General features: G+C 63.9%; 17 protein-coding genes and 1 tRNA gene. 5 read left to right on the top strand and 13 right to left on the bottom strand.

From position 1 onward, the window contains the following. The first annotated feature begins 3 nt into the window (after positions 1-3). Both dapF and mtaB read left to right on the top strand, forming a co-directional pair. Positions 4-852 carry a diaminopimelate epimerase gene (dapF, locus tag AC1DVR_RS01865; RefSeq protein ID WP_477998818.1) on the top strand — a complete coding sequence of 283 codons (849 nt, stop codon included), beginning with the start codon at positions 4-6 and terminating at the stop codon, positions 850-852. 8 nt (positions 853-860) lie between these two features. Beyond that, a complete protein-coding gene (gene mtaB / locus AC1DVR_RS01860; RefSeq protein WP_477998877.1) occupies positions 861-2,132 on the top strand; it encodes a tRNA (N(6)-L-threonylcarbamoyladenosine(37)-C(2))-methylthiotransferase MtaB in 1,272 nt (423 codons plus the stop codon). Between the two features lie 5 nt (positions 2,133-2,137). Here the strand turns inward: mtaB and AC1DVR_RS01855 are convergent, their stop codons facing one another. Next, entirely contained in the window at positions 2,138-3,172 is a 1,035-nt protein-coding gene (locus AC1DVR_RS01855) for a LacI family DNA-binding transcriptional regulator (RefSeq protein WP_477998817.1), read from the bottom strand. Positions 3,173-3,434: 262 nt separating this feature from the next. Between AC1DVR_RS01855 and AC1DVR_RS01850 the strand changes: the two genes are divergently transcribed. Next, positions 3,435-3,510: transfer RNA gene (locus tag AC1DVR_RS01850), tRNA-Arg, on the top strand. A 40-nt stretch (positions 3,511-3,550) separates the two neighbouring features. Here the strand turns inward: AC1DVR_RS01850 and gyrB are convergent. The 8 genes from gyrB to mutM form a co-directional block, all read right to left on the bottom strand. Next, positions 3,551-6,001: a DNA topoisomerase (ATP-hydrolyzing) subunit B gene (gene gyrB, locus AC1DVR_RS01845; protein ID WP_477998816.1), complete on the bottom strand. Its 2,451-nt coding sequence runs from the start codon at positions 5,999-6,001 to the stop codon at positions 3,551-3,553. Positions 6,002-6,081: 80 nt separating this feature from the next. Further along, positions 6,082-6,705 carry a LysE family translocator gene (locus AC1DVR_RS01840; RefSeq protein ID WP_477998815.1) on the bottom strand — a complete coding sequence of 208 codons (624 nt, stop codon included), beginning with the start codon at positions 6,703-6,705 and terminating at the stop codon, positions 6,082-6,084. Between the two features lie 121 nt (positions 6,706-6,826). Beyond that, positions 6,827-7,909: a DNA replication/repair protein RecF gene (gene recF / locus AC1DVR_RS01835; protein ID WP_477998814.1), complete on the bottom strand. Its 1,083-nt coding sequence runs from the start codon at positions 7,907-7,909 to the stop codon at positions 6,827-6,829. Positions 7,910-7,974: 65 nt separating this feature from the next. Continuing rightward, on the bottom strand, positions 7,975-9,093 hold the full coding sequence (dnaN, locus tag AC1DVR_RS01830) for a DNA polymerase III subunit beta (RefSeq protein ID WP_477998813.1): 1,119 nt from the start codon (positions 9,091-9,093) through the stop codon (positions 7,975-7,977). 151 nt (positions 9,094-9,244) lie between these two features. Then, a complete protein-coding gene (dnaA, locus tag AC1DVR_RS01825) occupies positions 9,245-10,615 on the bottom strand; it encodes a chromosomal replication initiator protein DnaA (RefSeq protein ID WP_477998812.1) in 1,371 nt (456 codons plus the stop codon). A 521-nt stretch (positions 10,616-11,136) separates the two neighbouring features. Continuing rightward, complete coding sequence (gene rpsT, locus AC1DVR_RS01820) at positions 11,137-11,415, bottom strand: 30S ribosomal protein S20 (RefSeq protein ID WP_477998811.1); 279 nt, start codon at positions 11,413-11,415, stop codon at positions 11,137-11,139. 84 nt (positions 11,416-11,499) lie between these two features. Beyond that, positions 11,500-12,270, bottom strand: a complete 771-nt coding sequence (locus tag AC1DVR_RS01815; RefSeq protein ID WP_477998810.1) for an enoyl-CoA hydratase-related protein — start codon at positions 12,268-12,270, stop codon at positions 11,500-11,502. A gap of 3 nt (positions 12,271-12,273) precedes the next feature. Further along, entirely contained in the window at positions 12,274-13,119 is an 846-nt protein-coding gene (gene mutM / locus AC1DVR_RS01810; protein ID WP_477998809.1) for a bifunctional DNA-formamidopyrimidine glycosylase/DNA-(apurinic or apyrimidinic site) lyase, read from the bottom strand. 88 nt (positions 13,120-13,207) lie between these two features. Between mutM and ubiE the strand changes: the two genes are divergently transcribed. Together ubiE and ubiB are read left to right on the top strand one after the other, a co-directional pair. Next, positions 13,208-13,954 (top strand): bifunctional demethylmenaquinone methyltransferase/2-methoxy-6-polyprenyl-1,4-benzoquinol methylase UbiE, encoded by a 747-nt coding sequence (gene ubiE, locus AC1DVR_RS01805; RefSeq protein ID WP_477998808.1) that lies wholly within the window; start codon positions 13,208-13,210, stop codon positions 13,952-13,954. Beyond that, on the top strand, positions 13,954-15,486 hold the full coding sequence (ubiB, locus tag AC1DVR_RS01800) for a 2-polyprenylphenol 6-hydroxylase (RefSeq protein WP_477998807.1): 1,533 nt from the start codon (positions 13,954-13,956) through the stop codon (positions 15,484-15,486). Before ubiE ends, ubiB begins: the two co-directional genes overlap by 1 nt. A gap of 39 nt (positions 15,487-15,525) precedes the next feature. Here ubiB and AC1DVR_RS01795 read toward each other — a convergent pair whose 3' ends face one another. The 4 genes from AC1DVR_RS01795 to lptA all read right to left on the bottom strand — a co-directional run bounded on the left by AC1DVR_RS01795 (position 15,526) and on the right by lptA (position 18,058). Continuing rightward, positions 15,526-15,990 (bottom strand): PTS sugar transporter subunit IIA, encoded by a 465-nt coding sequence (locus AC1DVR_RS01795; protein WP_477998806.1) that lies wholly within the window; start codon positions 15,988-15,990, stop codon positions 15,526-15,528. 39 nt (positions 15,991-16,029) lie between these two features. Further along, positions 16,030-16,605 (bottom strand): ribosome hibernation-promoting factor, HPF/YfiA family, encoded by a 576-nt coding sequence (gene hpf / locus AC1DVR_RS01790; RefSeq protein ID WP_477998805.1) that lies wholly within the window; start codon positions 16,603-16,605, stop codon positions 16,030-16,032. 206 nt (positions 16,606-16,811) lie between these two features. Then, entirely contained in the window at positions 16,812-17,564 is a 753-nt protein-coding gene (gene lptB / locus AC1DVR_RS01785) for an LPS export ABC transporter ATP-binding protein (protein WP_477998804.1), read from the bottom strand. Further along, positions 17,564-18,058 (bottom strand): lipopolysaccharide transport periplasmic protein LptA, encoded by a 495-nt coding sequence (gene lptA / locus AC1DVR_RS01780; RefSeq protein ID WP_477998803.1) that lies wholly within the window; start codon positions 18,056-18,058, stop codon positions 17,564-17,566. The genes lptB and lptA overlap by 1 nt, the downstream gene beginning before the upstream one ends. Between the last annotated feature and the right edge of the window lie 2 nt (positions 18,059-18,060).

Genomic DNA, 18,060 nt, shown 5'->3' with positions numbered 1-18,060 from the left:
AACATGAACAGAACAGATTCTCCCCTCGCGACCGGCGGCCTTGGCTTCATGAAGATGCATGGGGCGGGCAATGATTTTGTCGTCATCGATTCGCGCGGGCGCGACGCGGTGGTGACGGCTGGCCTCGCCAAGGCGCTGGGCGATCGCAACCGCGGCGTGGGATTCGATCAACTGGCCGAGATTCGCTCGACCGAAGATGCCGATTTCGTTCTGGATTTCTGGAACAACGACGGCAGCCGGGCCGAGGCCTGCGGCAATGCCACGCGTTGTGTGTCGGATTATGTGATGCAGGGGCTTGGGCGCGACAGAGTGGATCTGGTCACCGTGCGCGGGCGGCTGGCGGCGCGGCGCTTGGCGGATGGCCGTGTGTCGGTCAACATGGGCGCGCCGCAGCGCGACTGGACCGAGGTGCCCCTGGCCCATGCGGCGGATACGCTGCACCTGCCCCTGCCGGGCGATCCGGTGGCGGTCGGCATGGGCAACCCGCATTGCGTGTTCTTTGTCCCCGATGCCGAGGCGGTCGACCTGCCCTCCCGCGGACCCGCGCTGGAACATGACCCGCTCTTTCCGCAACGGACCAATGTCGAGTTTGCCTCCGTGCTGGGGCCGGATCATTTGCGCATGCGCGTTTGGGAACGTGGCGCGGGGATCACGCTGGCCTGCGGCTCGGGGGCCTGTGCGACGGCGGTGGCAGCGCATCTGCGCGGCTTGACCGGGCGCAAGGTGCGGCTCGACCTCGACGGCGGTGTGCTGGAGATCGACTGGCGCGAGGATGGCGTCTGGATGACCGGGCCGGTGGCACGTGTCTTTGACGGCTGGCTTTCGGCCGATTATCTGGCGGCAAACGCATGAACGCCGATGTGAAACCTCCGGTCTTTGCGACGCTGGGCTGCCGGCTGAACGCCTACGAATCCGAAGCGATGAAAGAGCTTGCGGCCGCGGCCGGCCTGTCCGGCGCCGTCATTGTGAACACTTGTGCGGTAACTGCCGAAGCCGTGCGCAAGGCCAAGCAGGAAATCCGCCGTCTGGCCCGCGAAAACCCCGGTGCAGCGATGATCGTGACTGGTTGCGCCGCCCAGACCGAGCCCGAAACCTTCGCCGAAATGCCCGAGGTGACGCGGGTAATCGGCAACCACGAGAAGATGCAGGCCGACACCTGGAGTGGTCTGCGCGAGGGCCTGAACGTGCCCGATCTGATCGGCGTGACCGAGAAGATTCAGGTCGATGACATCATGTCGGTGCGTGAGACCGCGGGGCACCTCATCGACGGCTTCGGCCGCCAGCGCGCCTATGTGCAGGTGCAGAACGGCTGCGACCACCGCTGCACCTTCTGCATCATCCCCTATGGCCGCGGCAACTCGCGCTCGGTGCCGGCGGGGGTGGTGGTGGAGCAGGTCAAGCGCCTGGTGGACAAGGGCTTTTCCGAAGTCGTCCTGACCGGCGTTGACCTGACCTCCTGGGGCGCGGACCTTCCCGGGACGCCGCATCTGGGCGACCTCGTGCTGAAACTTCTGCGCCTGACGACGATTGAACGGCTGCGGATTTCCTCGATCGATTCGATCGAGGCCGATCCCGCGCTGATGGAGGCGATCGCCACCGAACCGCGCCTGATGCCGCATCTTCATCTCAGCCTGCAGGCCGGTGACAACATGATCCTGAAGCGGATGAAGCGCCGCCATCTGCGCGAGGATTCAATCCGCTTCTGCGAAGAAGCCCGCAGCCTGCGCCCCGACATGATCTTCGGCGCTGACCTGATTGCAGGCTTTCCGACTGAAACCGAAGAGATGTTCACAAACTCGCTGAAGCTGGTCGAAGATTGCGGCCTGACCTTCCTGCACGTCTTCCCCTTCAGCCCGCGCAAGGGCACGCCGGCGGCCCGGATGCCGCAGGTCAAGGGGCCGGATATCAAGGCCCGGGCGGCGCGCCTGCGCGCGGCGGGCGATGCGGCGCTGCTGCGACACCTGCAGGCGCAGCAGGGGCAGGTCCATCAGGTCCTGATCGAAAACCCGCGTCTGGGCCGTACCGCCCAGTTCACCGAGGTCAGCTTTGCCTGCGACCAGACCGAGGGCGCCATCGTCACCACTGCGATCACCGGCCATGCCGGGGGCAAGCTGCTGGGTCTGCCGCTGTAGCCCGCTCAGCTTTGGCGGATCGTGTCGCCGGGCTGCAGCGTCGGGAACAGTTCCACCACCTCGGGGCCAAGGTCGGGATTTTCGTTGCGCGCCGCGATGATCTGCGCCGCGCGCCGCCCGATCTTCAACCGGCAAGCGTCCATCGTGGCCAAACGGCGCGGCAAGCCGTCCAGCAGTTCCACACCATTGAACCCGGCCAGACCGACTTTCCCTGGCACATCGATCCCGCGGTCCAGGCAGTACAAGAGCCCACCCGCCCCGATCATGTCATTGGAGTAATAGAGAAAATCCACGTCCGGATTGCGCCGCAGCACCGAAGCCGTCATCTCGCGCCCCTTCAGAAGCGCCGAGCCGCCGTCGTAATACTCCCGGTCGACCAAAGCCATGCCAGCGCGCTTCAGGGCCTCTTCAAACCCCTCCAGCCGCTTCTTGGCGCGGAAATCGTTCGGCATCTGGGTGCCCAGGAAGGCGATCCGCTTGTAGCCCGAGGCCATGATCGCCTCGGCCATCTGCCGACCCGCGCGGCGGTGCGAGATGCCCACCGCGCTGTCGACAGCCGCGCCATCAATGTCCATCACCTCGACAATCGGGATGCCTGCCTGCGCCAACATGGCCCTTGCGGCCGCCGTATGTTCCAGTCCGGCCAGAATCACGCCCGAGGGGCGCCAGGACAGCATCTCGTACAGAACCTTCTCTTCACGATCCGGCAGATAATTCGTCACCCCCACCACCGGTTGCAGCCCGGTATTGTCGAGAATCTCGGAGATTCCGGTCATCACCTCGGGGAAAACCATGTTGGACAGCGAGGGGATGATCACGCCCACCAGATTGACCCGCTGGCTGGCCAAAGCCCCGGCGATCTTGTTGGGCACATAGCCGAGGGAGCGCGCCGCCTGCAGAACGCGTTCCCGCGTGGCGTCGGAAACGTCACCTCGGTTGCGCAGGACGCGGCTGACGGTCATCTCGCTGACACCCGAAGCCTCGGAGACATCCCGAAGCGTCAAGGTGCGGCGGGGTTCGGGAGCTGTGGCCTTGGTCACCGGGATATCCTTCTTTTCCGGAAATGTTAGCGCCAAATGTTTCGCTTGTCCAAGTGGTGATTCCACGATATGTTAACGCTAACAGGGCTTAATTGCAGTCCTGATCAGATCTGCTGTGTCCTGCAAGCTCTCACTTCGGATGCAACGGACCCAAAGGGGGAGTGGTGGGCCAAATTCACTCCCCCTTTTCTTTTCCAAAAGCGTTGCATGACGGGGCTTTTTGGGCGACAAGCCCGACAGGTCTGGCCGCTTTGCCGGGTAAGGCCTCGTAGCTCAGGGGATAGAGCGGCCGCCTCCTAAGCGGCAGGTCGATGGTTCGAATCCATCCGGGGTCACCAGACTGTTCAGCCACAGAAAAGGGGGCCGAAGCCCCCCTCCCTAGATGTCGAGATGTTCGACGTTCAGCGCATTGGCCTGGATGAAATCGCGGCGCGGTTCCACCACATCACCCATGAGTTTGGTAAAGATATCATCGGCTTCGGCAAGGTCGTCGACCTTGACCTGCAGCAGGGTGCGCGCCTCGGGGTCGAGCGTAGTTTCCCACAACTGGCCGGGGTTCATCTCGCCCAGCCCCTTGTAGCGCTGCAGGGACAGGCCTTTTTCGCCCTCCGCCAGCACGGATTTCAAGAGATCGACCGGGCCGAAGACGGGCTGATCGCGCTCCTTGCGCACCAGCTTGCCCGGCGCACGGTAGACCTCGCGGTCGCGCTGCGAGATGGCCGCCAGACGCCGCGCCTCGCCCGAGCGCAGAACGGCGCCGTCGAGCGTGCGCAGCTCCTCCACCCCACGCAAGATGCGCGAGAGGCGGATGCCGTGGTCTTGCGTGATGCGGCCATTCCAGCCGCGCTCGAATTCCGGCGCCACAAGGTTCAGGCGGCGCGCGACCTGATCTGCCACAGCCTGCAGATCGCCCTCCATGCTGCCGGGATCGAAAGCGCCGGCCAAAGCGGCCTGCTCCAGTATGGCGCGGGGGTAATGCGTCGGGAAGGCGTCCAGCACGCGGCGGAAGGCGCGGGCGCCTTCGATGACGCGGGCGAGGTCTGCCCCGGCGATTTCCTCGCCCGAGGCCATGCGCAGGATGGCACCCTCCACCCCCATCTCGATCAGGTAGTCATCCAGGGCAGCCTGATCCTTGAGGTAAACCTCTGATTTTCCACGCGCCACTTTGTAGAGCGGAGGCTGCGCGATGTAGAGGTAGCCGCCCTCGATCAACTCCGGCATCTGGCGGAAGAAGAAGGTCAGCAGCAGGGTCCGGATGTGGGCACCGTCCACGTCGGCGTCGGTCATGATGACGACCTTGTGGTAGCGCAGCTTCTTGATGTCGAACTCGTCGCGCCCGATGCCGGTCCCAAGGGCGGTGATCAGGGTGCCGATCTCCTGGCTCCCGAGCATCCGGTCAAAGCGGGCACGCTCGACGTTCAGGATCTTGCCGCGCAGCGGCAGGACCGCCTGATTGGACCGCGAGCGGCCCTGTTTCGCGCTGCCACCGGCCGAGTCACCCTCGACAAGGAAGATTTCGGACTTGGCGGGATCGCGTTCCTGGCAATCGGCGAGCTTGCCGGGCAGACTGGCCACATCCAGCGCGGTCTTGCGCCGGGTCAGATCACGCGCCTTGCGGGCGGCTTCGCGGGCGAAAGCCGCCTCGATGATCTTGCCGACGATGATGCGGGCGGGTCCGGGGTTTTCTTCAAACCATTCGCCGAGCTTTTCGTTGACGAGGTTTTCAACCGCAGGCCGGACTTCTGAAGAAACCAGCTTGTCCTTGGTCTGGCTGGAGAATTTGGGATCCGGCACTTTGACGGACAGGACGCAGGTCAGCCCTTCGCGCGCGTCATCCCCGGTGAAGTCGATCTTTTCCTTCTTGGCGATCCCCGAGGACTGCGCATAGGCGTTGATCGTGCGGGTCAGGGCACCGCGGAAACCGGCGAGGTGCGTGCCGCCATCGCGCTGCGGGATGTTGTTTGTGAACGGCAGGACGTTTTCGTGGTAACTGTCGTTCCACCACATCGCCACCTCGACCCCGATGCCGTTCTTTTCGCCGATCATGTAGATCGGTTCCGGCATCACCGGCACCTTGGAGCGGTCGATGTATTTGACAAACTCGCGCACGCCGCCGTCGTAGAACATCTCGACATGCAGGGGCTCGGCGGGGCGGTCATCCTCCAGAACGATTTTCACACCGGAGTTCAGAAACGCCAATTCGCGCAGGCGGACTTCCAGCGTCTTGAACTGGTATTCGAGGTTGGAAAACGTCCCGTCCGGCCGGTTGGTCTTGGCGGAAGCCAGAAAGCGCACCTCGGTGCCCTTGCGGCCCGGCGCGGGGCCGACGGGATGGACATGAACGGTGCAATCGCCATGCTCGAAGCGGGCGTTGTATTCGGTATCATTACGCCAGACCGTCAGCTCCAGCCATTCCGACAGGGCGTTGACCACGGAAACGCCGACGCCGTGCAGACCGCCAGAAACCTTGTAGGCATTGCCGGATTCATCGGTGTTGTTGAATTTGCCGCCGGCGTGGAGCTGGGTCATGATGACCTCGGCCGCCGAAACGCCCTCTTCCTCATGCATGTCAACCGGGATGCCGCGCCCGTTGTCGCGCACGGAAACGCTGCCATCGGCGTGGATTTTCACGCTGACTTCGGTCGCATGTCCGGCCAGGGCCTCGTCGATGCCGTTGTCCACGACCTCATAGACCATGTGATGCAGACCCGAGCCATCGTCGGTGTCGCCGATATACATGCCAGGGCGCTTGCGAACCGCATCTAACCCCTTGAGAACCTTGATGGAACTTGCGCCGTAGCTTTCGGTCTTGTTGGGCTCTTCAGCCATGTGCACTGCACCCCTTGATAAGCCTGCAACTTATAGCGATTGCGAGGGGGAATGTCACGGCTTGGGCACAAGATTTGGGGTCAGATGAAGGGAATTACGCCCGCAACCAGGATCAAAAGTGCGCCAGAAATCCGGTTGAGGATCTGCACCCGCTCCGGGCTCGACAGAAAGCCGCGCACACGGCCCAGAAACCCCGCGAGGGCGAGGTTTCCCGCCAAGGGCACGGCCACCGAAACCGCCAGAATGGCCGCCGTGTCCCAGGCCGTCAGCTTGGACAGGTCGCCGAAAAAGCCCGGCAGAACCGTCATGTAAAAGAGAATCGCCTTGGGGTTGCCGATCACGGCAGCCACCCCAGTCATGAAGCCCGCAAGCTTGCCCGGTCGCGTAAGCTTGCTGTCGGCTGACATCAGCGCGCCGGATTTCAGGATCAGAAGCACGCCCATCACCGCGAAGGTCGCCGCCGCAATCCAGCGCAGGATGTGCAGCGCGTCGCCATAGACTGACAGAACCCAGCTCATCCCCATGATGGCCACCAAGGGCCAAAGGCAATCGCCCAGCGTCACCCCCACCGCCAGCGGCCAGGCGGCCGCAAAGCCCCCCGACAGGGCCCGCGCCAGCAGCGCCACCCAGACCGGCCCCGGCACGGCCCAAAGCCCCACCAGTCCCAAGGCATAAAGTCCAAGCTCGGCCAATGTCAGCGTCATCGAAAGCGTCTTTCCCAGGGAATCGCGGTCGCAAGGGTTTCCCATGCCGTCAAAGTGAAAAGCAAGCCCCGAAGATCGCCCGCATAACGGAACGATCATTCGCCCGCGCGTTCGTTAACCTTCAGCGAACAACGCTCTCACCGGCGGCTTCCATCGCCGTCAGATGCTGCGCCCGCGGGCCCAAGGCGTCGAAGAGCCCGGGTTCGGTGCCGGTCATCAGGGCCTGCGCCCCCAGAAGGCAGATCTCGTCGTAAAGCGCGGCCCGGCGCCCAGCGTCCAGATGCGCTGCCACCTCGTCGAACAGCAGGACTGGCGGCTGGCCCAGATCTGCCGCCAGCGCCCGCGCATTGGCGAGGATCAGGCTGATCAGCAGGGCCTTCTGCTCGCCGGTCGAGCATTGATCGGCCGCCACCCCCTTGGCCCGGTAGGTCGCATGCAGATCCACCCGGTGCGGCCCGACCAGCGTCCGCCCGGCTGCCATGTCGCGCCGGCGTCCCTGCGCCAGGGCCTCGGCCAGATCCTCGGGCATCTCGCCCTCTAGCCGCAGGTCGGCCTGGGGAAAGGCCGTCTCCGCCCCCTGCTGGGCCGCAAGCAGCCGCGCCAGCGCCATCTGGCGGTTCGCGGTGATCTGGGCCGCAGCCTCAACCATCCGCGCCTCAAGCGCCCCATACCAGAAGGGGTCGCTCTGCCCCTCCTTCAACAGCCGGTTGCGGTCGCGCATCGCCTTTTCATAGGCGAGCGACACCTCGGCATGGTCCGGCGCAAAGCTGAGCGTCATGCGGTCCAGAAAGCGCCGCCGCCCCTCGGCAGGCTCGGTCCACAGCCGATCCATCGCCGGCACCAGCCACAGGATGCGCAGGATGCGGCCAAGCGCGGTCTGGCTCGCGGCCTTGTCGTCGATCCGCACCTCGCGCCCGGCCTCGCCTTCGGCCCAGGTCTCGACCTTGTGCGACGACCCGCCCAGGCCGCGCACCTCAGCCGCAACCTTCCAGCCCAGAGCCTCCGGCCGCCGCGCCAGCTCGGCGGTCGTGGCGCGCCGCAGCCCGCGCCCCGGCGACAAGAGCGAGACCGCCTCCAGAATGTTGGTCTTGCCCGCGCCATTCGGCCCGGAAATCGCCACTGGTCGCCCGTCAAAGGCCAGCCGCAAGGCACGATGGCTGCGGAAATGCGACAGGGTCAAGGCGGTAATGGCCAAACCACTCACCGGCTCACCCCTTTCATTTTGGTACAAATATCCCGGGGGTCCGGGGGCAGCGCCCCCGGCCTGCCTCAGACACGCATCGGCATGACGACATAGGTCGCCGACATGTCATTGCCTTCGCGCATCAAGGTCGGATCGCCCGAGGAGTTGAACAGGAAAACCGCATTCTCGCGGTCGACCTGGCCCGCAATCTCCAGCAGGTACTTGGCGTTGAAGCCGATCTCCAGTCGTTCGGCGTCATAAGCCACGGCCAGCTCTTCCTCCGCCGCGCCAGAATCAGGAGCGTTGACCGACAGGATCAGCCGGTCATCCTCCAGCGTCAGCTTCACCGCGCGCGAGCGTTCGGAGGAGACGGTCGCCACGCGGTCCACCGCCTTGGCGAACTCGGCAGCATCCACCTCCAGCCGGCGGGTGTTGCCGGTCGGGATCACGCGGGAATAGTCGGGGAAGGTGCCGTCGATGACTTTCGAGGTCAGCGTGACGCCCGGCGTGGCAAAGCGAACTTTCGTTTCGGAAACCGAGACCGCGATCTGGGCGTCGTCGTCATCCAGCAGCTTGCGCAGTTCGCCCACGGTCTTGCGCGGCACGATCACGCCCGGCATGGCCGCGGCGTTCTCTGGCAGGGCGGCGTCGATCTGGGCCAGACGGTGGCCATCGGTGGCCACACAGCGCAGCACAGCACCTTCGGCCGATTTGGCGACATGCATATAGACGCCGTTCAGGTAATACCTTGTTTCCTCAGTCGAAATCGCGAATTTCGCCTTGTCGAACAGCCGCCGCAGCACCGGGGCCGGGGCGGTGAAGTTCGTGGCGTATTCCGAGCTTGCCATCACCGGGAAATCCTCGCGCGGCAGGGTCGCGAGGTTGAAGTTCGACCGCCCCGCCGCAATCGCGAGACGGCCAGCCGCCGCATCGTCGATCAGGCTGACCAAGGCACCATCCGGGAGTTTGCGAACGATCTCGTGCAGCATCACGGCCGAGACGGTCGTGGCCCCCGAACGCTCCACCATAGCGGGGGCGCGGTCGACCACTTCGATATCCAGGTCGGTGGCGCGGAAGGACACGGTATTGCCCTCGGCCTCGATCAGCACATTGGCCAGGATCGGGATCGTGTTGCGGCGCTCGACCACCGATTGCGCCTGGGCCAGGGCCTTCAGAAGTGCCGCGCGTTCGATCGAGAGTTTCATCGTCCCATCCCTTTGTCTTGCCGCGTCTTGAAGCGCGGGGCCTTGAACCTAGCGGGTTTCCGCCAATTCACAAGGGCCTGAGCGTGGCTGTGGGGCCGACCCGCGCGGGTTTTGCATCAGGCCGGGGCAAAAAGGCCCCAGAGGCCGCGTTTCAGCTTTGCAGCAGGCGCTTTAGCAGCTGCAGATCGTCGGAAAGCTGGCTGTCGGTCGCCATCAGCTCTTCGATCTTCTTCACGCCATGCATGATCGTGGTGTGATCGCGCCCGCCAAAACGGCGGCCAATCTCGGGCAAAGAGCGCGAGGTCAACTGCTTGGCCAGGTACATCGCAACCTGACGCGGCCGGGCGATGTTGCGCAGGCGCTTCGGCCCGATCATGTCGGACAGGCGAATGTTGTAGTGCTCGGCGACCTTGCGCTGAATCTCTTCGATCGTCAGCTTGCGGTCCGAGGCGCGCAGGATGTCGGCGAGGCAGTCCTGCGCCAGATCCAGCGAGATTTCACGGCCCACCAGCGAGGCAAAGGCGAAAAGCCGGGTCAGGGCGCCTTCCAGCACTCGCACGTTGGTGGTGATGCGATGGGCGAGGAATTCCAGCACGCCTTGGGCAATTTGCAGGCCCTTGTACTGCGTGCGGTAATGCTCGGCCTTGGTTTGCAGGATCCCTAACCGCAGTTCGTAATCCGTCGGGTGCAGGTCGACGACGAGGCCACATTGCAGGCGCGACTTGATCCGCTCTTCCAGATCCTTAATCTCGCCCGGGGCGCGGTCGGCAGAAATCACAATCTGCTTGTTCTGGTCGACGAGGGCATTGAATGTGTGGAAGAACTCTTCCTGGGTCGAATCCTTGCCGGCGATGAACTGGACGTCATCGACCATCAGCACGTCAACCGAGCGGAAGATCTCCTTGAAATCCATGATCTGGCGTTCGCGCAGGGCCTGGACGAAGCGGTACATGAACTGTTCGGCGGAAAGATAGAGGACACGGAGTTCCGGCTGACGGGCCTGAAGTTCATGCGCGATGGCATGCATCAGGTGGGTCTTGCCGAGGCCGACGCCGCCATAAAGGAACAGCGGGTTGAAGGCGACCGGACCACCTTCGGCCACACGACGAGCAGCGGCGTGAGCCAACTCGTTCGGCTTGCCCACCACGAAGCTGTCAAAGGTGAAACGCGAATCGAGCGGGGCACCGGGCAACTCCTCGTCCACCGGGCGCACGGGGCGCGACAGCGGGCGGGCGGTGGACTTCTTCACCTCGGCCTTGGCCTCGGGCTTCGGCTCGCCCTCGCGGCCGACGGCAAATTCCACGCGGCTAACTTCGGCCCCGTTCTGTTGCAGCTGATTCAGAATCTGGTCGGCAAAATTACGCGAGACCCAATTGCCGAAGAAGGTGCTGGGAACTTCGAAATGCGCGACGCCGTTGCGCAGGGCGGCGAGTTTCAGAGGCTCGATCCAGGTCGTGTAATTGTTATGGCCGACCCGCGCGACCAAATCTTCCCGTGCCCGTCCCCAAGTCTCTTGCGTCATCTGTTCCGTCCAGGGTTCGACCGGCGCAGCTGCCAGTGACCCTTCCTTTGCTGTTTATCTGTCCGATCCCTCACGGCCTGGGGGCCACACGGAACCGCACCAGAGCCTGCGGCTCCGGTGGGTAAAACGTGCCTTCGGACACTGAAAAAACATCGGCCACAGATGCGCTGCGGACCCTATGCTATTTCCAGACTGCAACGGACAAAGCCGCTACATTATACCAAGGTGTTGATCACAAACCACTTTCTGTCTTTAACGGCTTAGCTTGGCAGCGCCCGCCCGCAGATATTCGGTCCGTGATTCCTTGTTGTCCCCCAAGTCGATGTGAATCGCTGGTTCAACGTACCAACTCCGCAAGGGGCAGGGCAATCGAACTTCTCGCTTGACAGAGGCCCCGCCCAACCGAATCCGAGGCCTCTGGCAAAAGAGCAACGCCGGCCCGGTTTTGCGGCAAAAGACGTCCCAAAATGCAAAAAACGCACCCCGGAGGGATGCGTTTTTCAATTCAGGTCGGTAAGGTCTCAGACCGCAGCAGCGGCGCCGAGGACCTTCACGCGGTGGTTGAGGCGCGAGATTTTGCGCGCAACCGTGTTCTTGTGCAGAACGCCTTTCGTGACGCCGCGCATCACTTCGGGCTGAGCGGCTTTCAGCGCAGCAGCGGCTGCAGCCTGATCGCCAGAAGCCAGGGCTTCTTCAACTTTACGAACGAAGGTGCGGATCCGCGAGCGGCGCGCCTTGTTCACATCTTGGCGTGCCACGGATTGGCGGGCGCGCTTCTTGGACTGGGCGGTGTTTGCCATATCGTTATCGGTGTCCGTTTGCGTAGGTATTGATCTGAAGCCGGGGCTATAGAGGCGACTCGGGGCTTAGTCAACCGGCAAACGTCATTTGTCCCGGAAGACCGGGGCACGTTTCTCCATAAAAGCCTGCATGCCTTCCTTCTGATCCTCGGTGGCGAAGGCCGCGTGGAACTGGCGGCGTTCGAACAGCAGACCTTCGGCAAGCGAGGTTTCAAAGGCGCGGTTGACCGATTCTTTCGCGGCTTTGATGGCAAGCTGGGACTTCGCGGCGATTGTAGCGGCGGTTTTCAACGCTTCCGTGACAAGATCGGCCATCGGGATGATGCGCGCCACCAGACCCGCCCGCTCGGCTTCGACCGCGTCCATCATGCGGCCGGTCAGGTTCAGCTCCATCGCCTTGGCCTTGCCGATGACACGGGTCAGACGCTGGGTGCCGCCCATGCCGGCCAGAACGCCGATATTGACCTCGGGCTGGCCGAATCGGGCCGTGTCGGAAGCGAGGATGAAATCGCAGAGCATCGCCAGTTCGCAGCCGCCGCCGAGGCAATAGCCCGAGACGGCCGCGATGATCGGTTTGCGGATTCTGGCGATGATCTGCGCCTCGACCCCGAAGAGGTCGGCGGTCACGACCTCGGCATAGGTCATGGCGGCCATCTGCTTGATGTCGGCCCCCGCCGCAAAGGTCTTGTCCGAACCGGTCAGGACGATGCAGCGCACCTCCGGGTTGGCGTCGGCCTCGGTCAGCGTCTCGGCCAGTTCGCGCATCAGCGTGGCGTTCAGCGCGTTCAGCGCCTCGGGCCGGTTGAGGCGGATCAAGAGCACCGGGCCGTGGGTTTCAAGAAGCAGGGTCTGCATGGGTCACCTCTGACAATTCGGGCAATAAAACGACGAGCGGCCCGATTGCACAAGACGCGCAATAGGCGTGCCGCAGGTCAGGCAGGGTTCCCCCTCGCGGTCATAGACGCGGAAGGTGTGTTGGAAATAGCCAAGCTCGCCATCGGCCTGGCGATAGTCGCGCAAGCTGGAGCCGCCCGCCTCGATCGCCTCGCTCAGCACCTCGCGGATGAGGGGGACGAGGAGGGCGACCTCCACCTCGGTCACGTCACGGGCCAGACGGGTCGGGGCGATCTTGGCGCGGTAGAGCACTTCGCAGACATAGATATTGCCGAGGCCCGAAACCACGGACTGATCCAGCAGCGCCGATTTGATCGGCGTGGCGCGGCCGTGCAGGCGGGCGGCGAGGTAGGATTCGTTGAATTCATTGCCCAAGGGCTCGGGGCCCAAGCCGGCCAGCAACTTGTGCGCGGTCCAGCCCTCGGTCGGCATCAGATCCATCGCGCCAAATCGCCGCGCATCGTTGAAGGTGATCCGCGCGCCATTGCCCATCTGCAGGACCACATGATCATGCTTTTGCGGCACCGGATGGGGGTGGTGAAACTCCCCCACCACGGCGCCGGAAATCAGCATCCGCCCCGACATGCCCAGGTGGATCAGCAGGGTTTCCGCCGAGGAGAGGTCCGCCAGAATGTACTTCGACCGTCGCCGCAGGCTCAACACCGTCTGGCCGCCGAGCCTTTCCGCCATTCGCTCCGGCAAAGGAAAGCGAAGGTCGGGGCGGTTGACGGCGGCGGTTTCGATGACCTGCCCTTCCATCACGGGCAAAAGGCCGCGCCTTACGGTTTCGACTTCGGGCAGTTCGGGCATCCCGGTTTCCTTGGTTGCGGTGCGGCGGGTTGAGGCGCTGCGAGGCTCAGCCTATAAGGTGCGGGCAAGGCAGGAAGGGCAAGCCCCGATGAGCGACCAGAACACCACGCATTTCGGTTACCAGACCGTGAATGAGGACGAGAAGGCCGGGATGGTCCATGGGGTTTTCACCCGTGTGGCCAGCAAATATGACATCATGAACGACTTGATGTCGGTGGGGATCCACCGGCTGTGGAAAGATGCCATGATGGATTGGCTGGCGCCGCGCCCGGGGCAGAAGCTTCTGGATGTGGCCGGCGGCACCGGCGATGTGGCCTTCCGCTTTCTGGGCCGCGCGCCCACCGCGACGGCGACCGTGCTCGACATGACCGAATCTATGTTGATCGAGGGCCGCAAGCGCGCCGAGGCGGAAAGCCTGTCGGACAGGCTCGACTGGATCGTCGGCGATGCGATGGCCCTGCCCTTCCCCGACAATACCTTCGACGTCTACACGATCAGCTTCGGCATCCGGAACGTGACCCGCGTGCAGGACGCCCTGAACGAAGCCTTCCGCGTGCTGCGGCCCGGCGGGCGCCTGATGGTGCTGGAGTTTTCGCAGATCCCGAACGAGATGCTGCAGAAGGCCTATGACCTTTACTCCTTCAACGTCATCCCGCCTCTGGGCAAGCTGGTGACGGGAGACCGCGATTCCTATCAATACCTGGTGGAATCGATCCGCAAGTTCCCGGAACAGGAAGTCTTCGCCGGGATGATCCGCCAGGCCGGCTTTGCCAATGTGAAATACCGCAACCTGACGCTGGGTGTGGCCGCACTGCATTCGGGCTGGAAGGTCTGATGCGGGGACCGCACAATCTGTTGCGCCTGATCCGCACGGGTGCGACCTTTGAGCGCACCGGGGCGATGGATGTCGTCCTCGAAGGCTTTGGCGCCCCCACGTCTTTGCGGATTCTGGCGCGAACCTTGGCCTGGCCCTTCAAATGGCTGGGCCTCAAGGGTGACCCTGCCCTGCCGCCGGTGACACGGGCGCTGACGGCGCTGGGGCCGGCCTATATCAAGTTCGGCCAGATCCTCTCGACCCGGCCCGATATCGTCGGCGAAGAGATGTCGCAGCAGCTGAAATACCTGCAGGACCAGCTGCCGCCCTTCCCCGTCGAACAGGCCAAGGCAATGGTGGAGGCCGAACTCGGCGCCCCGGTCGAAGCCCTGTTTGAAAGCTTTTCCGAACCGGTGGCGGCCGCCTCGATCGCCCAGGTCCACAAGGCCTCCCTGCGCGAGGATGGCAGGCTGGTCGCGGTCAAGGTGCTGCGCCCCGGGATCGAGCGCGCCTTCCGCGTCGATATCGACGCCTTCTACTTTGCCGCACGGACCGTGGAGGCCTTCCTCCCCTCCACCCGCCGCCTGCGGCCGATGGATGTGATCGCGCATTTCGAAGGCGTGGTGCTGGGCGAGCTGGACCTGCGTCTGGAGGCGGCGAGCGCCTCGGAATTCACCGCCAACACGGCGGGCGACAAGGGCTTTCAGGTGCCGCAACCGCTGTGGCGGCTGTCAGGGCGCAGCGTGATGACGCTGGATTGGGCCGAGGGGATCTCTCTGGCCGACAATGCCGCGCTGGATGCGGCCGGGCATGACCGGGTGGCGCTTGGCGCGCGGGTGCTGCAGCTGTTCCTGAGCCATGCACTGCGCGACGGCTTCTTTCACGCCGACATGCACCAGGGCAACCTGAAGGTGGCGGCCAATGGCGACATCATCGCCTATGACTTCGGCATCATGGGCCGGATCGACGCCTATACCCGCAAGGTCTATGCCGAGATCCTGATGGGCTTCATCCAGCGCAATTACCGCCGCGTGGCCGAAGTGCATTTCGAGGCGGGCTATGTCCCCGCCGACCGCGATGTCGAAGCCTTTGCCTCCGCCCTGCGCGCCGTGGGCGAGCCGATCTTCGGGATGGAGGCCAACCGCATCTCGATGGCGCGGCTCCTCTCCTATCTCTTTGAAGTCACCGAACGTTTCGGGATGGAGACGCGGACCGAGCTGATCCTGCTGCAACGCACGATGGTCGTGGTTGAAGGTGTCGCGCGCAGTCTGGATGCCAACATCAACATCTGGCAGGTCGCCCAGCCGGTGGTGACGGATTATGTCCGCAGCCATGTCGGCCCGCTGGCTCTCGCCAAGGATCTGGCGCTGACCCTGCAGGTGCTGGCGCGTTTCGGGCCGAAACTGCCGCGTCTGGTCGAAGACATGCTGATCGCCCAGGCCGCCGGGCCAAAGCCCCCACCGCCCCGGCAAGGTGTGCCGGTGGCTGTGGCGGCTTTGGGGGCGCTGGCGGTGCTGGCGCTCGGCCTCTGGGCCGGCGTGGTCATCAGGTAGAACGCTGGCCGGTAGGATGGGCAATGCTGCCCATCTTCCTTACGCGGCCTGTGACGCCCGCGCCTCGGTCAGGATGGCGTGCAGCTTGGACGGATCGGTGTTGGCGCGCAGCTTGGCGCAGATCCCGGAATCCCGCATGGTGCGCGAGACCAGGGCCAGCGCCTTCAGGTGCTCGACCCCGGATTCCTTCGGCGCAAACAGGCCGAAGACCAGATCGACCGGCTGGCGGTCGACCGAGTCGTAATCCAGCGGCTTTTCCATGCGCAGAAAGACGGCGACGATCCGGTCGATGTCGTCCAGCCGCGCATGGGGCAAGGCGATGCCATGGCCCACACCGGTGGGGCCAAGGCTCTCGCGTTCCTGCAGGCCATCGGTCGCGACCGAGGCGTTCAGGCCATAGGCCTGGGCAGCAATCTCGCCCAGCTCCTGAAACAGGCGCTTCTTGCCGGTCAATTGCCCGATGACCCGCACTGCGGTGGGCATCAGCAGCTTTGAAAGTTCCATGCGCCTGTTCTTACCTGCTCGCCCCGTACACGTCCGGGATCATTTGCCATTGTTCGGATCAATCCAGCCGATGTTGCCGTCTTCACGGACATAGACCACGTTGACCCCGCCATGCCCCTCGTTCCGGAACATCAGAAACTTCTGCCCGCCCAGTTCCAGCTGCATGACCGCCTCTCCGACGGTGATCGAAGGAATCTTCGTCTCCATCTCGGCAATCACGACGGGCTGAAGGGCTGCGGTATCGGCTTCTTCCGGCTCTTCGGTTGGCGCGAGGATATAGGCCGCGCCCATGCCGAATTCAACCGGCTGCGTGCGGTTGGAGTGATGGTTGCGCAGACGCCGCTTGTAGCGCCGCATCTGCTTGTCCATCTTCTCGCGGCAGGATTCAAAAGCGGCATAGATTTCAGTGGCATGACCCTTGGCTTGGGCGCTCAGACCGGTCGACAGGTGGATGGTCGCCTCGCAGACGTGTTCAAAGCCGGCCTTGGAAAAGACGATCGAGGCGTCGGTCGGTCGCTGGGCATATTTCTCGATCACTTCGCCAAGTTCAGATTTCACATGGGTCTGCAGCGCCTCGCCAATGTCGATTTGCTTGCCACTGATTTGATACCGCATGATTCCTCCTAAGCGTTGAATAGCCCCGGGTCAGATGAATCCGAGGGGGTAGTAGCTGGATTTGGTGGATATGATGCGCACCGTCGCCCATAAGCGGTGCCCCGTGTCAGGGCCGCGAAGGCAGAGCAAGGCAGGGCGAAACTTGCGCTCATCCCTAGCATTTGGGGATGCCACAGGGCACTTGTCAACTGCCCTGTGGTCTCTACTCAAATGATGCGGAAATTCTCGCCGAGGTAGACGCGGCGCACCATTTCATCGCGCACGATTTCGTCGGCCGTGCCGGTCATCAGAACCTTGCCGTCGTGCAGGATATAGGCGCGATCCACGATTTCCAGCGTCTCGCGGACGTTATGGTCGGTGATCAGAACGCCGATGCCGCGCGATTTCAGATCCTGCACCAGATAGCGGATTTCGGCCACCGCGATCGGGTCCACCCCGGCAAAGGGCTCGTCCAGCAGCAGGTACAGCGGGTTGGCCGCCAGACAGCGCGCGATTTCCACCCGCCGCCGCTCACCACCCGACAGGGCCAGCGCGGGGGCGGCGCGGATATGGGTGATCGAGAACTCCGACAGAAGCTCTTCCAGCTTCTCGCGACGCTTGTGGCGGTCGGGCTCGGCAATCTCCAGCACGGCGAGGATGTTGTCCTCGACGCTAAGGCCCCGGAAGATCGACATTTCCTGCGGCAGATAGCCGATGCCAAGCCGGGCGCGGCGGTACATGGGAAGTGCAGTGACATCGCGCCCGTCGATCAGAACCTGCCCGGTGTCCGGTGTCAGAAGCCCGGCGATGGCGTAAAAGGTCGTGGTCTTGCCGCTGCCGTTCGGGCCCAGAAGGGCCACGATCTCGCCCCGCGCCAGATCCAGCGAGACGTCCCGGATCACCAGCCGCTTCTTGTAACTTTTGCGCAGGTTGCGCACCTGCAGGCCATCGGCCCCCGGAGTTGCGTTCGGGTCGGACATCAGTTCTTCTTCGCCGGGGCTGGGGTGAAGGTCGTGGTCACGCGGCCATCCATCGTGCCAAGCCCGGTCTTGAGACTGAGCGTCAGCTTCTGGCCAGAGATCGCCGCAGCCCCCTGGGTCATCAGGACATCGCCCGTCATCAAGAGGTTGCCGGTCTCGGGCGCATATTCGGCATCCTGCGACGAGGCCGCATCGGTGCCCGCCGCAAGCTTGACCCCGCCGCTTGCCAGCATCCGTGCGATGGTCTTCTTGTCGGGGCCATATTCGATCTGCACCGAGGCGGCCTCCAGCCGCATGGTGCCTTGGGTCACCACGACATTGCCGGTGAACACCGCCTTGCCGTCGGTCTGGTTGACCGAAAGCTGGTCGGCGGTGACCTTGACCGGCTCGGAGGTGTCGGTCTTGAGGCCGGCAAAGGCCACATCGGTGCCCGCAGCCTGTGCCATCAGGGGCATCGCCATCAGAATGGCGGCAAAGATCCGGCAGCGCAGCATCA

The organism is Rhodobacter sp. P2_H5 (assembly GCF_056403335.1).
This window is presented reverse-complemented; position numbering and strand designations above follow the sequence as displayed.